This window comes from Dyella acidisoli (assembly GCF_030160295.1).
GTDB lineage: Bacteria > Pseudomonadota > Gammaproteobacteria > Xanthomonadales > Rhodanobacteraceae > Dyella_B > Dyella_B acidisoli.
This window is the reverse complement of record NZ_BSOB01000018.1, coordinates 446-15,746: the sequence shown is the minus strand read 5'-3', so window position 1 is coordinate 15,746 and position 15,301 is coordinate 446. Positions and strand designations below refer to the sequence as shown.

Annotated in this window: 11 protein-coding genes; 5 read left to right on the top strand and 6 right to left on the bottom strand. The window is 59.1% G+C overall.

The features are described 5' to 3' along the window. Nucleotides 1–56 precede the first annotated feature (56 nt). The 6 genes from QQJ86_RS11185 to QQJ86_RS11160 all read right to left on the bottom strand — a co-directional run bounded on the left by QQJ86_RS11185 (nt 57) and on the right by QQJ86_RS11160 (nt 5,792). A complete protein-coding gene (locus QQJ86_RS11185) occupies nt 57–479 on the bottom strand; it encodes a HEPN domain-containing protein (protein WP_284321027.1) in 423 nt (140 codons plus the stop codon). Next, nucleotides 476–814: a nucleotidyltransferase domain-containing protein gene (locus tag QQJ86_RS11180; RefSeq protein WP_284321026.1), complete on the bottom strand. Its 339-nt coding sequence runs from the start codon at nt 812–814 to the stop codon at nt 476–478. Before QQJ86_RS11180 ends, QQJ86_RS11185 begins: the two co-directional genes overlap by 4 nt. 130 nt (nt 815–944) lie before the next feature. After that, a complete protein-coding gene (gene nagA / locus QQJ86_RS11175) occupies nt 945–2,108 on the bottom strand; it encodes an N-acetylglucosamine-6-phosphate deacetylase (RefSeq protein ID WP_284321025.1) in 1,164 nt (387 codons plus the stop codon). Then, entirely contained in the window at nt 2,108–3,142 is a 1,035-nt protein-coding gene (locus tag QQJ86_RS11170) for an SIS domain-containing protein (RefSeq protein ID WP_284321024.1), read from the bottom strand. The genes nagA and QQJ86_RS11170 overlap by 1 nt, the downstream gene beginning before the upstream one ends. 234 nt (nt 3,143–3,376) lie before the next feature. Beyond that, nucleotides 3,377–4,402, bottom strand: a complete 1,026-nt coding sequence (locus QQJ86_RS11165) for a LacI family DNA-binding transcriptional regulator (RefSeq protein ID WP_284321023.1) — start codon at nt 4,400–4,402, stop codon at nt 3,377–3,379. Between the two features lie 106 nt (nt 4,403–4,508). Then, nucleotides 4,509–5,792 carry a sugar MFS transporter gene (locus QQJ86_RS11160; RefSeq protein ID WP_284321022.1) on the bottom strand — a complete coding sequence of 428 codons (1,284 nt, stop codon included), beginning with the start codon at nt 5,790–5,792 and terminating at the stop codon, nt 4,509–4,511. Between the two features lie 412 nt (nt 5,793–6,204). Here QQJ86_RS11160 and glk point away from each other — a divergent pair, with 412 nt between their 5' ends. The 5 genes from glk to QQJ86_RS11135 form a co-directional block, all read left to right on the top strand. Beyond that, nucleotides 6,205–7,236 (top strand): glucokinase, encoded by a 1,032-nt coding sequence (gene glk, locus QQJ86_RS11155; protein WP_284321021.1) that lies wholly within the window; start codon nt 6,205–6,207, stop codon nt 7,234–7,236. A gap of 133 nt (nt 7,237–7,369) precedes the next feature. Continuing rightward, a complete protein-coding gene (locus QQJ86_RS11150) occupies nt 7,370–10,165 on the top strand; it encodes a TonB-dependent receptor (protein ID WP_284321020.1) in 2,796 nt (931 codons plus the stop codon). Nucleotides 10,166–10,306: 141 nt separating this feature from the next. Then, nucleotides 10,307–12,142 carry a glycoside hydrolase family 9 protein gene (locus QQJ86_RS11145; RefSeq protein WP_284321019.1) on the top strand — a complete coding sequence of 612 codons (1,836 nt, stop codon included), beginning with the start codon at nt 10,307–10,309 and terminating at the stop codon, nt 12,140–12,142. 279 nt (nt 12,143–12,421) lie between these two features. Then, nucleotides 12,422–14,662 (top strand): family 20 glycosylhydrolase, encoded by a 2,241-nt coding sequence (locus QQJ86_RS11140; RefSeq protein WP_345782815.1) that lies wholly within the window; start codon nt 12,422–12,424, stop codon nt 14,660–14,662. A gap of 405 nt (nt 14,663–15,067) precedes the next feature. Next, nucleotides 15,068–15,301, top strand: a 234-nt coding sequence (locus tag QQJ86_RS11135) for a hypothetical protein (protein WP_284321017.1), incomplete at its 3' end; no start/stop codon positions are given.

Sequence of the window (15,301 nt, the reverse complement as noted above, 5' to 3'; positions counted from 1 at the left end):
GGAATGCTTTGTAGGTTGAGGTGCAAACCCTAACATCCTGTACATGTAGACGGCGTCTATTTGCGCTGAGCTTCGTTGGATTGTTTTTCCACGAAAATCTTGCGCATTTCGCGAACGAAGATTTCGGCTTGATCGACCAGTTCAATAGCGTCAGTTAGCTCGATCAGATCCCCGGTGTAATCCGCTACCAAGCGAATTTCCTCCGCGCGCTTTAATAGTCGCCCTATGTCTTTGGATACCCGGCTAGTCTTGACGAGATGCTCGCTGAAGGCGGATATCAGCCCTCCGTGCGTTTTACCGATATCTGAGCGCACGGGTGCGCCCGAGGCCAGTAAGGCGGCGCGAGCCGCATCGAACATCGCATAGTAAGCGCGATTACAGGCGCCCTCTGCGTCTCCTGCTTCACATAACAGGCGGGCCGACTCGCAAGCCCTGTTCGCTTTGGTCATCAAGCTTGTCGGTGCCAGGGCACGGCTCACAAACGAACACCTTCTTTGGCGATATTCCGAAGCAGCTCGGGGTTGGAGAAATCCTCAGGATGCTCCCATTCGTCTAACCAGACAGGCAACGGCGAGATGTTGATGCCTGTTTCAAGTAGGACATCGAACGCCGTATCGGCCATTGCCAGTTTCGTGGCCACGAAGCGTTGATGCTCTCCACGAAGCAAGATCGCCACGTCGGCATCGCTATCAGGCTGGTGGGTACCACGTGCGCGGCTGCCATAGAGGATCGCGCCCTCCATCGCATAGCGAGGCGCGATCAGCGCGAGAAAGCGCTGTACAGCGTGTTGAGTGGCGTGGTCGATGTGATGCATGAAGATGTTCTCGCGTTCAAGCCGTTTGGATGAACCGACAACCCGTAGGTTGGGTTAGCGCAGCGTAACCCAACAATACCGCATGGAACATGTTGGGTTACGCTGCACTAACCCAACCTACGATTTCAGTCTATGCGGCGGCTGGATAAGCCACTCCACCCATCCACGTCTCACGCACCACCAGCGCATCATCCATTACGGCAAAATCCGCCTGATAGCCTGCAGCGATGCGCCCATGCGTGCGATCCAGCCCGATCCACGCTGCGGGATAGCTACTGGCCATCCGCGATGCCTCCGCCAACGGCAGCCCGAGCATCTGCACGGAATTGCGTACGGCGCCGGCCATGTCGAGGCCGGAGCCGGCCAGCACGCCAGCTTCGCTTTGGCAGATGCCGTCGCGCATCACGATGGTCTGGCCGTTGAGCACGTATTCCGGACGATCGCTGCCGACCGGCGGCATCGCGTCAGTGACCAGTACGCACTTACCGCGCGGCTTGGCGGCGATCGCCACGCGCAGGGTAGCCGGATGCACGTGATGGCCGTCCACGATCAGGCCGCACCAGCTATCTGGATCATCCAGCGCTGCGCCCACCACGCCTGGATCGCGGCTGGCGAGTGGTGTCATGGCGTTATAGAGATGAGTGAAGCCGCGCACGCCTGCATCGAGCGCGGCGTGCGTGGTGGCGTAGTCGGCAGCGGTGTGTCCGGCAACGACGACAACACCTGCGCCGGCGAGACGTGCAATCACCGGTAACGGCACCTGGTCCGGCGCGAGCGTCAGCATCACCGGACCTTTATGCGGTGCGATCAGTGCTTCGATGTCGTCGTCGTCGGGTAGGCGAAACAGATCGGCGTTGTGAATGCCCTTGCGTGCATTGGCAAGAAAAGGGCCTTCCACGTGGATGCCGAGAATGCCCGGAATGCGTTGCTCGATCGCATCGTCCACCGCTTGCAGCGCGGCGCGCATTTTCTCGGCCGTGTCGGTGATGAGCGTGGGCAGCATGCCGGTGGTGCCGTACTTGCGATGCGCTTCGGCGATGCCACGCAGCGTTTCCACCGTGGGCGAATCGTTGAACAGCAGGCCGCCGCCGCCGTTCACTTGCACATCGATGAAGCCTGGGAGCAATAGATGACCATGCAGATCGTGCTTCTGTGCCTCGGCGACGCGTGCATCGTCATGCGCGACGATGGCGACGATACGCTTGCCACGCACTAATACGGCCAAGCCCTCGCGCGGACCGTGATCGCCAAGCACGCGACCGTTGACGAGGGCAATGATCGGATTCGGGGGCATCACACGGTCTCCGTGACCTTGCGCAGATGCGGCGGTACATCCGGGTCGTAGCCACGTGCAAGCGACAATGCGCTCGCAGCGCGATAGAAGCTTTGCACGGCGAGCAGCGGCGTCACGATGGCATCGATGCCGCTGGGCAGTGGCAGCGCATCGGCACCTTGTGCACCGGGTGCGGCCACCCACACGCGTGCGCCGCGCGAACGAAATTCATTGGCGACGGCCAAGGTGTTTTCCAGCGTGCCATCGTCCTGTGCGAGGAACAGCACCGGAAAGCCTTCACCCACCAGCGCCATCGGGCCGTGTTTTACTTCCGCTGCGCTGAACGCTTCCGCGTGCAGGCCACAGGTTTCCTTGAGTTTGAGCGCTGCTTCCAGCGCTGCGCCGAAACCATAGCCGCGGCCGACCACGAACAGGTTGTGCACATTGACCAAGCCTTGTTCCAGCGGGGTCCAGTCACCTTCCCAGCCGCGACGCAAATCGTCGGGCAGGCGTGCGATGGCGGCGTGCAATGCCGCGTCGTTGGACCAATGCGCCGTCAACTGCAGTACGGCGGCAAGCGTGGCGAGATAGCTCTTGGTAGCGGCAACGCTTTGCTCGGGGCCAGCGCGCAGCGGGATCACTGTGTCGGCCAGCGCTGCGAGCGGTGAATCCTCCACGTTTACCAAGGCGAGCACGTAGGCGCCGGCTTGTTTTGCGGCTTCCGCGCTGCGCAACAGATCGGGGCTTTTGCCAGATTGCGAAATCGCCACGAACAATGCGCCATCCAGCTTCAAGTTCGCATCGTAGATGGAGGAAATGGATGGCGACGCCGATGCAGTCACCAAGCCGAGTCGCGTTTCGAACACATACTTCGCATACGCCGCGGCATGATCGGAACTGCCACGTGCACACGTCACGATGAAGCGCGGCGGATTGGCGCGCAGGCGTTCACCGAGCGCTTTCAGGATCGATGCGTTTTGCGCAAGCTGTCGTTCGACAGCAGCGGCGCTTTCCTGCGCCTCGTTGTACATCAGGGTGTCACGAGCGGATTTCATGGAGGCTCCGGAAAAGACAAGACGCGGGATACGCTGCTCCCTCTCCCCCATCTTTGATTAAGGATGGGGGAGAGGGTTGGGGTGAGGGGCGAACCTCGCCGTATTGCAGGCAATGGCGTCGGAGATGGATAAAAAAGTTTTTCGAGAATGAGGTGAGAACTTGGCTAGTGCGGCCCCTCACCCCAGCCCTCTCCCCGAAGGGGAGAGGGGGCACTCTCGTCGAGTGTGTAATCGTCAGGTCTGCCGCGGCGGCGCCGTCGATCCACGCACCACCAGTTCCGGCATAAAGCCTTCGTTGGGCAGATCGGCATCCTGCTGCAAGCCGCTGATCAGATGCAGCGCTGCATGCCTGCCAATTTCGCTGGTCGATTGCCGCGCGGTGGTCAATGCTGGCCATGCCTGCTTGGAGAACGGACTGTCCTCGAACCCCGCGATGGAAAGATCCCACGGCACATCCAAACCCGCGGAACGTGCTGCGGCCAGCACACCTGCGGCAATCTCGTCGTTGCAACCGAAGATTGCGGTGGGCGGTTCCTTCAAGGCAAGCAGCTTGCGCGCACCGCGAAAACCATCGTCGAACGCGTAACGGCCGGGAAGAATCAGCTTGCGGTTGAGTGGAATACCGTAATCCTTCAACGCGTCCGCATAGCCTTGGTAACGCTCCGGGCTGGAGCGGTGATGCGGCTCGCCCCACAGGAAGCCGATACGTGTATGCCCGAGCTGGATCAAATGCTCGGTGATCGCATAGGCCGCGTCGTGGTCGTCCACGTACACGCAGGGCATCCCGTCCTTGGGATCCTCGCGGGCAGCGATGATGCGCACGAAATCCACGTCGTGCGCTTTCAGTGTGGCGAGCAGCGCCGATTGTTCCGACATCGGCGGCGCCAGAATCAAACCCGCCAAGCGTGCGCGCTGCACCAGCGAAACCAGTTCTTCCGCCAAGCCTGGCGCAGTGGAATCGCACGGGTAGATCTGCAGGCCGAAGCCACGTTCGCGACAGGCCGACAGCACGCCGTTCTGCATGTCGATCACGTAGTGCGCGTTCGGATTGTCGTAAACCAGGCCGATCGCATACGCATGGGAACTGCTGCGCAGGCTGCGCGCGGAAGGGTCCGGACGATAGCCGAGCTGCTCGATCGCCCGTTCCACCTTTTCGCGGGTTTCGGGCCGTACCGCCGCCTCGTGGTTGATGACGCGGGAAACCGTCTTCAACGAAACGCCGGCGTGCTTGGCTACGTCCTTGATGGTGGGACTGTGCAACGAGAGATCCTCCCGGGTATCGGGTGGGCATCGTAGCCCAATGACCCGCCCGATGTCGGGGTGTAATGGAGATGAAGCGTGCGATGCCTGACTTCACGAAGCTGCCTTAGCCGGCGTGCGTGCCCACGTTATGGCCACGCATCCCGTAGTACAGGATGTAGAGATAGCACGGCACGATGACAATCACGAAGGCGAGCTGGAAATCGATGTGCTGCTTCAGGTGTACGAAAGCCTGCGGCAGCAGTGCCCCGCCTACGATGCCCATGATCAGCACCGCAGAGCCCAGCTCGGTATGGCTGCCCAAGCCTTTAATCGCCAGTGGGAAGATGGCCGGCCACATCATGGCGTTGGCAAAGCCCAGTGCGGCGACGAAGGCTACCGATACGTAGCCGTGCGTGACGTAGGCGCCGATAGCGAACACCACGCCGAGCACCGCGGATACAGCCAGATAGCTCTGCTGCGAGATGACGCGCGGAGTCAGTACGGAGCCGAAGAGGTAGCCGGCCAGCATGGCCGCCATGGTGTAAGTGGTGAAGTGCGAGGTCACTTGCAGCGGCAGACCAAAGCCCTGGCCGTAGGTGTTGATGGCGTCGCCCGCCATCACTTCCACGCCAACGTAGAGGAACAGACAAAGCACGCCCAGCCACAAATGAGGAAAGCTGAAAATGCCGCCCTTGCTGTGTCCGATCGAGCGTTCGCTGTTGGCACCGGACGGTTTGATTTCCGGTAGCGAGGAAAGCAGGATCCAGATCGCCAGCACCACCAGCAATCCGGCCAAGCTCATGTACGGCCAGAACACACGCGCGGCAAATTCATTGAGCAGGCCTTCGCGTGCCGGGCCTTCGGCCATGTTGGTCACCTGGCCCAGAAACGTATCGATGCCCGTCATCACCAGCGCACCGAATGCCAGCGGCGCCAATGCACCGGCCACCTTGTTGCAGATGCCCATCAGTGCAATACGCTGTGCGGCGCTGTCGATCGGACCAAGAATGCTGATGTAGGGATTGGACGCCGTCTGCAGCAACGACAGACCTGCGCCGATCAGGAACAAGCCCGTCAGTGCACCCGGATAGATGCGAATGCGCACGAATTCTCCGAACAACGCCGCGCCAATCGCCATGATGAAAAGGCCCAGCGCCATGCCCTTTTTCATACCCGTGCGCTTGAGTACTGCACCCGCGGGCAACGCGAGTACGAAGTAGGACACGTAGAACGCAAAAGGCACCAAGAAAGCGTTGATGTCGTCCAGCGTAAAAGCCACCTTGACGAACGAGATCAGTGGCCCGTTGAGCCAGGTGAAAAATCCCATGATGAAGAACAGCACGCCGATGATCATCATCGGCAGCAAGGTCGACGTGCGTGCGTCGGCAGTGTATGTGGTGGACGACATGTAGCAATTTCCCCGTGGCTGAACCCGATGTCGGCAACCGACATCACCGTACCGACCTTTATTGTCCTCAAGGCACAACGTTGTCAATCGGAGGCTTTCCGCGACGCCGACAACGTGCGTCATTTGCTCCTCTCTGGCCTTCATGCGTGATGCATCGCAGCAGCACGAAATCTAGGCCATTCGACCTAGATCATTGGTCAAAAAAGCATTGCTTGTCAAAGAATTAAAAAATTTCATCTGTAACCATGCAGACAGCCGTTTCGCGGTGCGGCACAAGTCGATGTACGGCATGTGTTGCGACCTGTTGACAGCGTTGTCATTCCTGACCAGACTCCGACATCAAGACGTGCCTAGACGGGTAAGCCGGCAACTTCGGTAGGGCGGGCACGACAAAAAATGTGAGGGAGGGGGCGTGGCTCAGGCTGTCGTACATGGCAAGGCGCAATCGGCACCATCGCCGGAGCTGGCATTTCTGGCAGCCGATGTAGGCGGTACGCATGCGCGCATCGGGCTGGTCAGTCCGCGTCCGGATGGTCGCCGCCCCGTCACGGTGCTGGAATATCGCCGCTATGCCTGCGCCGAATGGCCCAGCCTCACTGCTGTTCTGAAAGATTTCGTCGGCCAGCTCAACGCCGGCACACACGTGGAAAGTTGTGCCGTGGCCAGCGCCGGTTACGTGCTGGGCGATTCGATCGTCAATGACAACTTGCCGTGGCCGGTCTCCATTCGCGACATCCGCGAGAGCTTGGGCATATCCAGCCTGGCGGTGATCAACGATTTCGAAGCGGTCGCCTACGCCACCCAGTTCATGACCCAGGCCGACACCGTGGCGGTGATCGAAACCAGTGCGCCGCAAGCGCCAGGTCCGGTGTTGGTGATGGGACCGGGCACGGGTCTCGGTTCGGCTGTGCTGCTACCTGGTAAGCCGCATGCCACCGTATTGGCGACGGAAGCAGGACAAGTGTCGCTTGCGCCTGGCAACGAACTGGAAATCGACATTCTGCGCTGGCTTGCACGCGAGCGCGCTTACGTGTCTTACGAGCATGCGCTGTCCGGCCCGGGCTTGCTCAATCTGTACAACGCAATCTGCGATTTGCGTGGTGCAAAGCCAAATCTGCAGTTGCCGGCCGATGTAACGCGCAGCGCGGTGGAGCGCACCGATGCAGCGGCGATCGAAGCCTTGAATGTGTTCTGCGGATTGCTCGGCAGCTTTGTTGGCGATCTCGTGCTGCTGTATGGCGCGCGCGGCGGTGTGTATCTGGCCGGCGGCATTCTGCCGCAGATCCGCGATCTGCTGTTGTCGAGCACGTTTGCCGAGCGCTTTTTCAACAAGGGCGTGATGCGCCCTTTTCTGCAACAGGTACCTGTACGACTGATGGAGCACGGCCAGCTCGGCGTCATCGGCGCCGCTGGCTTGTATCTAGATGGTCAGCACGCGCACTGATGCGCGTGCTGCAGCGATGTAAAGGGTAGAGGAAGTTTAGAAACGAACCGGGCGCAAGCCCATAACGCCACGCAGTACGGACATGCCGCGAACATTTTCCGTGCTGAAAAAACGCCTCTGAGGGGAGGAAGTCATGTCACAGCGCAAGACCCTGCTTGCCGCGAGCATTATCGCCGGCCTATGTTGTCTGTCCGGTGCGTTACATGCACAGGATACGAGTCAACAAACCACTACGCAGACGTCGCAGACGACTGAGCAGCAATCAGCAGAGCAAGCCAGGAAGGCTAATGTCAAACAGCTGGCGACCGTTACCGTCACCGGTATCCGCGCCAGCTTGCAGGCATCGATGGATACCAAGCGCAATGCCGACGCCATCGTCGATGCGATTACCGCAACAGACATCGGCAAGTTCCCCGCCACCAACGTGGCTGAAGCGCTGGAGGAAGTGCCCGGCGTCACGCTCGACCATTCTCTTGCCGCGACCCAGCGCGTGAGCATTGATGGCATCGATCCGAGCTTGAACCTGTCTTACCTCGACGGACACCCGGTCGCGCAAGCTCTGTGGTTGTATGGCGACAGCCCGAACCGCGGCTTCAACTATTCGCTGCTGCCGGCGGAAATCCTGGGCAAGCTGGAAGTTTACAAAAGCCCCGAAGCGCGTCTGCCGGAAGGCAGTCTTGGTGGCTCGGTGTTCATGCACACGGTGCAGCCGCTCGATGTGCCGGCCAACACGCTTAGCGGTTCGTTCGGCACGAACTACAACGACATGACCGACAAGAACCGTCCGAACGGTTCGGTGTTCTATAGCTGGCACAACGATGCCAAGACCTTCGGCGTCGATGTCTCCGCGCAGCACTATGAGCAGGACACCTCGCGCCAGGGCCAGGAAATTTTCAGCTACACGCCGGTGTCGGCCATTGCTGCGGTGAATCCCGCCATTGCGGCTGAGGTCGCGTCTGGTCAGCTCAAGGGCTCCGATCAGATGCCGACGGAAATCAACTCCGCCAACTTCCAGCAGATCGAGAAGCGCAACAGCATCCTGGTCAATCTGCAGTACAAGCCGAACGAGCATTTCGACAGCACGCTCAGCTTGATGTACATGAATGACAGCCTGAACAACCTCAATACCTCGCTGTACCCGATTGCCGGCTTCAACTTCGCGGGCATCTCGCATCTGACGGCCGGCCCCAATGGCATTGTCACGTCCGGTACTCAGGTGGGTACACCGTGCTATCAGGCGACCAGTTGCACGAGTACCGCCGAGAGCTTCCAGGACAACGATGCGCGTCATTCATTCATCCGCACCAAGGGTATCGACCTGCGTGCGAACTACTATGGGGATGGCTGGCGTCTCGGTGGACAGGTTGGCGTAAGCACGTCCGAAAATCACATCAGCCAGGCCTTCAAGGAACTGTTCTACGGTGGCGGCTTCAACTGGAGCATACCGAACGGCTTTACGTATACGGATGCTTCCACGGCCAACAATCCAAACTACTGGGCCGATAACGACTTTGGCGGCAACATCGGCTACAAGCTGTACAAGGCGCGCGACGAATACGGTCAACTTGATTTCAGCAAGGATTTCGACGGCTTCTTCAACGAGCTGCAAGTGGGTGCCCGTTATGCCTCGCACTGGGAAAGCCAGAGTCTGTTGATCTACCGCGGCGTGCCCAATATGACGCTGAACCAGATTGGCTATGGCGGTCTTACCAACCTGCAGGGTGCCTCATCGATCGGCTTGACGGGTAGCTCGGTCCAGCACGTTCAGACCTGTGGCTACACCTGCATCTACAACGCTGTGCTCAACAACGGCCCGCTCGTGGCGAACGACCCGGTGGATTACTGGGACAACACCTTCAACGTGCAGCAGCAGAACACTGCCGTCTATGGTCAGGTGAATTTCGGTAACGATAATTTGCACGGCAATATCGGTGTGCGCTGGGTGCGGACCAAGGTCACCTCGTATGGCTATTACATTCCGAGCAGTTGCCTGACGCCGGGTGCAGACGGCAATGTTTCGTGGGATTGCAATTTCGGGCCGGGGACCGGCTACGTCGGCCAGACCTCCACGCATAACAACTGGTTGCCCGCATTCAATATCGCGTACAACCTGACGCCAGATATCATCCTGCGCGGCGCAGCGTCGGAAACCATTGCCTACGCACCCTACAATCAGTTGGCGCCCTACTTCGAAGCCAACGACACCACGCTCACCGCCACCGGCGGCAATCCGAATCTGAAGCCTTACCGTTCGCTCAATGCGGATCTCTCCGCCGAGTGGTACTTCAATCCGCACTCGCTCGTTGCGGTATCCGCCTTCTACAAGAACGTGCTGAACTACGTCGTCAACGCGTCGTCGTTCGAACAGCGCGAGAACGGCTCGTGGGGCACGTTCTATCCGGGGCCGATCGGTCAGATGTTGGTCAACAACGGGTCGTGCACCACGTCGGGCATGTGTACATACAGTGTGTCGGCTCCCATCAATGGCGGCCGGGCGAAGGTCAGGGGCGGCGCGATCACCTATCAACAGGCATTTGGCGATAGCGGCTTTGGCGTCCGTGCCAACTACACGTACTCCAATGCACGCACTGCCTCGGGTGGCGACCTGCCTTACAACTCCAGGAACTCATATACGTTGGCGCCGTATTTTGAGCTTGGCCCGTACAGCGCAAGCCTCTCCTACAACTACCGCAGCAAGTATCTGGCCGGTGGCTATGTGGCCGGTGCGCCGGACTCTTATACCGCCAGCTACAAGGAGCTGGATGCTTCTGCGGCGTATGCCTTCAACAAGCACTTCTCCGTGTCGTTTGACATGCTGAATCTTCTGAACTCAACGTATAGGCAGTACCTCGGGCAGACCAGTGCGGAACTCCTCAACGAGTACGCGAGCGGTCGGGAATTCATGCTCGAAGCACACTTCAAGCTCTGATGTAACGCACCACCTTTCTTCTTCCCCGCCAAGGACCTGGCGAAGGTTTGCCAGGTCCATTTTTTTGGGGAAGTCGATGGCAAAGACTGCTCGCAACACCGTTGTATAGGTGTTGCGAGATGCCACACTAGGAGTTGGCGGATGAAGTCTGTCGCGCAATGGGTTGTCGCGTGCCTGGGTTTCTATGTATTGCAGGGATGGGCAGCGGCGCCAACCATCCTGGTTGACCAGGTCGGCTACGAGCGACAAGCCGCCAAGCAGGCAATCGTTTCGGCCGACACCGGGCAATCGCTGCGCGATTTCCAGGTGATCGACGCCAGTAGCGGCAAGCCCGTGTATTCGGGCACGCTGCAAGATACAGGCCCCGTGAGCAAATGGGGCAGTCAGCAGTATTGGCGAGCCGATTTCTCATCGGTAAAAACACCAGGTCGCTATGTCCTTGAGTTGAAGGATCACGGCACCTGTGTACGCTCCGACGAATTCCAGGTGCAAGACGACGTACTGGAGCGCAACACGCTCTCCAACGTCATCTATTACTTCAAAGGCCAACGCGCCAGCGGCGAGATGGACAAGGCGGATCGCCATCTACCGTACCCGGATGGCCGGCCGGGCACGTTGGATATTCACGGTGGTTGGTATGACGCCACCGGAGACTACGGCATCCATCTGTCGCACCAGAACCTCACGTCCTACTTCAACACGCAACAGGTGCCGCTAGTGGTATGGAGTCTGCTGCGCAGCTACCAGCAACTCGACGCACGGCACGACCCCAATTTTCGGCAGTACCTGCGTCGCTTGCTCGATGAGGGTTTGTTCGGCGCGGATTTCCTGGTGCGCGACAAGCGGCCCGACGGTTCCTTCTACGAATCGATTGACGCACCGGGTAAGGACAAGCTGGCGCAAGATCGCCGTATCGGCGATCCCAATTGGCGCACGCAGATCAAGCGCAGTGCGAGCGATGTGGGATCGCAAGTAGAGCAACCTCCACATGGACCGCATGCTTACGAGTCCAGCTTTCGTGCGGGCGGCGGCATGGCGATCGCCGCACTGGCGCTTGCCAGCAGCATGAACATCGATGGCGATTTCACTCGCCAAGATTATTTGCACGCTGCCGAGACGGCATATCGCTTTCTGGACGCACACAACAAAGAGCTGCTGAACGACGGCGTAGAAAACATCATCGACGACTACTGCGCGCTGCTTGCAGCAACTGAGCTATACCGCGCCACGCATGACGAAGCCTGGCGCCAAGCGGCCGACCATCGTGCGCAGAGTTTGATGGCGCGCCTGATCACACACGACGGGCAAAGGGATTACTGGCGCGCCGATGCAGATACGCGTCCGTTCTTCCATCCCTCCGATGCCGGTCTGCCAGTCGTGGCCTTGCTGGAATACGACCTGATCGCCGCGCCATCACGGCAGCAGGAAGTGCGTGATGCCGTGCGTCGTTCACTGAGCTACGAATTGCAGGCCACCGATCAAGTCAACAACCCGTTCGGCTATGCGCGACAACTCGTACGCATGGGCAACGGCACGGTGCGCACTGCTTTCTTCTTTCCGCATGACACGGAAGCAGCACCCTGGTGGCAGGGTGAAAATGCGCGCATCGCTTCGTTAGCCGCAGCTGCGCGCATGGCTGCGCCGCTGTTCTCCGACGATCCAGCATTTCATGCCAAGCTTGAAAATTACGCCTGGAGCCAGTTGCACTGGATCCTTGGTCGCAACCCATACAACACCAGCATGCTGATGGGCAGCGGCCAGCGCAACGCGCCATATATGTTCTTTCATTCCTACGAGTACACCAGTGCGCCGGGTGCCATCACCAACGGCATCACAGCAGGGCTCGATGACGAAGACGGTATTGCCTTCAACCTGGGCTATGCGCAGACCGGTCGTGACGATGACTGGCGCTGGACCGAGCAATGGCTGCCACATGATGCGTGGTATCTGTATGCAGTGAGCTTGCCGCATGACTAATTTGCATAAGGCGTGGGTATCCACATTCGCGTTCGGTATGCTCAACTCTTAAGGCCGTCATTCCCGCGAAAGCGGGAATCCACTTCCCTCTGATGCAAAAGCGAAGATGGATTCCCGCTTTCGCGGGAATGACGGCAAAGAACGGATGCGCATTGCCGAACCAGAATGGGCGCCGATGTTTCTGGAAATAGAAGCCTTAATAGATCAGTAGGAAAACGTATGCGAACTGCCGTTCTGCTTCTTTGCTTAACCATCTGTTGCCTGGCTCAGGCTGCTCCCGTGTCGCTCATACCCCGGCCCGAGGAGCTTCAACAGAACAGCGGTTCGTTCAAGGTAGACGACGGTACGCCCATCCTCATCCCTGCAAACGATGCGGCAGCGCGCAGCTCAGCACAGTATCTCGCCGATTTGGTCGAGCACACGCGCGGACTGCATCTCAATGTGGTGGAAACGACGGGCGAAAACCGTGGCATCGTCTTCCAGCACAATTCTAAAAGTGCCGCTTCGCACGCCGAGAGCTACACGATCGACGTCACTCCGCAAGGTATTCGCATCGAAGCAAGCGATGACGCTGGCCTCTTCTACGGCGCAGTTACACTGTTCCAACTACTGACGCCGAATTCGAAGCATGGCGAAGTGAATATCCCGGCCCTGCACATCAGCGATTCACCGCGCTTCGCCTGGCGTGGCGTAATGCTGGATTCCGCCCGCCACTTCCAATCAGCCGAGGATGTGAAGAAGCTGTTGGATCAGATGGCCCAGCACAAGCTCAACGTGCTGCATTGGCATCTTACCGACGATCAGGGTTGGCGCATCGAGATCAAGCGTTATCCGGAACTCACGCGCATCGGCGCTTGGCGCACACCGCCGGACGCGGGACACGATGGTGAGCCGCAACGCTATGGCGGCTTCTACACGCAGGATCAGATTCGTGACGTCGTGGCGTATGCCGCTGCGCGCCATATCACGGTGGTGCCGGAAATCGACATGCCCGGCCACGCGCAGGCCGCCGTCGCTTCCTATCCTCAGATCGGCGTAACCGGCAAGCGTCCGCCGGTATCGGTCGATTGGGGCGTGAATCCCTATCTCTATAACGTTGACGATGCGACTTTCCAGTTCATCGACAACGTACTCGATGAAGTAATGGCGCTGTTCCCGTCGCATTACATCCACGTTGGCGGCGACGAGGCCATCAAGGATCAATGGAAGGCTTCGCCCGCCATCCAGGCAAAGCTCCACGCGCTGCATTTGAAAGATGAAGATGCGCTGCAAGGTTGGTTTATCGGCCGCATCGGCAGCTATCTTGCGGCGCATGGTCGTCGCCTGATCGGCTGGGATGAAATCCTCGACGGCGGCGTGCCGGCCGACGCCACGGTGATGTCCTGGCGCGGCACCGACGGTGCGATCAAGGCAGCGAAGCTGGGTCACGACGTGGTGATGTCGCCCGCGCCCGATTTATACCTCGATAGCTTGCAAAGCAATTTGCCCGACGAAACGGCTGGCCGCGATCCGGTGCGCAGCCTGGAAAACGTCTATCGCTTCAACCCCGTGCCCTCCGTGTTGAACGCCGCACAAGCAGCGCACGTGTTGGGTGCCCAGGCAAACGCGTGGACCGAGCACATGCCGAGTATGCGACACGTCCAGCGCGCAGCTTTCCCACGCCTGGATGCATTCAGCGAAATCGTGTGGTCGCCCACATCTTCGCTCGACTGGAAAGATTTTCTCGCGCGCCTGTCGGCACAGTTTCAACGCTACGCCATGCAAAACGTCGATGTCGCGGATAGTGCGTTTGCGCCTGTCATCCAGTTTGACACCAACGCTGCATTGAAGAGCGGCAAAGCGGAAGTAACGCTTTCTAATCAAGCTGGTTATGGGGAGATCCACTACACCACGGACGGCAGTGCGCCAGACCGACAAGCACCGCTCTACATCAAGCCCTTCAACGTCACATGGCCTTCGACCATCAAGGCAGCAACTTATGGAAGCGATGGCAGCGTACTTGCCGGTACGCGTACCCGAGTGATCGATCGCACTCATCTACTGACGAAGATGGGCATGGAACTCAGTAACTGCGCGGGCAGCGATTTCCGCCTGCATGTGCAACCCATGCCAGATGCCACCAGCATGACGCCGGTGTATGCCGTCAATGTCTTCGATACTTGCCAGCAGTATCCGGCGGCACCGCTCGATGGCATCCGCTCGATTCATCTCGAAGCAGTGCGCCTGGAGCGCAACTACGCGCTTGCGCACGACATCAAACTGGTGGTGTCACGGCCGCATAGCACGCCATATGGCGAGTTCGTCGTGCATCAGGATCGCTGCGATGGCCCGGTGTTGGCGAAGGCGCCGCTGCCGAATCCTGCATCCAGTGCAAGGCGTTTCGCACTCAACGCTGCACTGACTGCGCAGCATGGTGAGCACACGCTTTGCCTGATATTCACGGCACCGACCGATGGACCTTTGTATGCCATCGACAGTATTTCGCTGGTTCCTGCTAGCACAGCCAAGAGCAGTCAGTGAACACATCGCCGCCTATGCTGGCTCTGAACTGATGCAGGGCATGCTGCCTGCACTCGGTTGGTAAGGAGCCGCTCTATAAACATCTATTCGCTAGTTGGATCACGCTCTTGGCTGCCGCTTGCATCGCATCGCTTGCATGGGCCATCGCCTTCGTAGTTCTGTGGTGGCTTATTGCGTTTGCCGTGTATAAGCGACGAATTTATCTGAAGTTATGAGCTCGACCAAAGCAATGGCGATGGCTTTGTTTGTCATTAATTTAATGGCATGTCCCTATTGGGACAAAAACGCATCTATGCCATAAGTCATGGCATTTTGCCCTAAACTTTTTCATCAAATCCCAGATTAGTACTCCCGCAAAACGATCGCCGCGGTGGCGGTCGTGGTTTTTCTCCTGGGAGCACCACAATGGTCGCAGTGATCACGGGCAACGGTCTGGGCCTGGGCAATACGTCGTTGACACAGCTAGGTACCGCGCAAGGCGGTTCGCCTTCGCTCGGCCAAGCCGGCCAGCGCAGCTACGTCAACACCGCCACTGGCAACCTGGTCCTGCAAAGCGCCGACGAAGGGATGCTGTTCGACGGTTTGCCGCTCAACGTGCTGCGTACCTACAACAGCCTGGGCCAGCTAAGCAGCAACGGT